This window comes from Paraburkholderia sp. SIMBA_053, assembly GCF_046534895.1.
GTDB lineage: Bacteria > Pseudomonadota > Gammaproteobacteria > Burkholderiales > Burkholderiaceae > Paraburkholderia > Paraburkholderia caledonica.
In genome coordinates this window covers 1-265 of the sequence record NZ_JAWRXU010000868.1, presented here as the reverse complement: position 1 = coordinate 265, position 265 = coordinate 1, and the positions used below count along the sequence as shown (strand labels likewise).

Below are 265 nucleotides of genomic sequence, written 5' to 3'. Positions count from 1 at the left end.
CAAGCTCCTGCAACATTTCCAGATCGAAGCGCGTGCGCTGTTCGAGCCGCTGCGCTTCAACGAGCTTGCCCTGGCTATAGAAGAACTCCAGCCGCTCGCGCAACTCCGCCTTGATGGTTTCGACTGCACGCACAACCGTATCGCGCGGCGTCACGTAATGCGACGACGGATACACGGTGAAGCGCGTAATTTTCTGACGCACACGGCCGGTAAGCGGATCGAACAGTTGCAGCGTTTCCACTTCGTCGTCGAACAATTCCACGCG

At 58.1% G+C, this 265-nt stretch carries 1 pseudogene; it reads right to left on the bottom strand.

From position 1 onward, the window contains the following. Window positions 1-265: pseudogene (locus tag SB753_RS38070) on the bottom strand (excinuclease ABC subunit B); the annotation flags it as partial.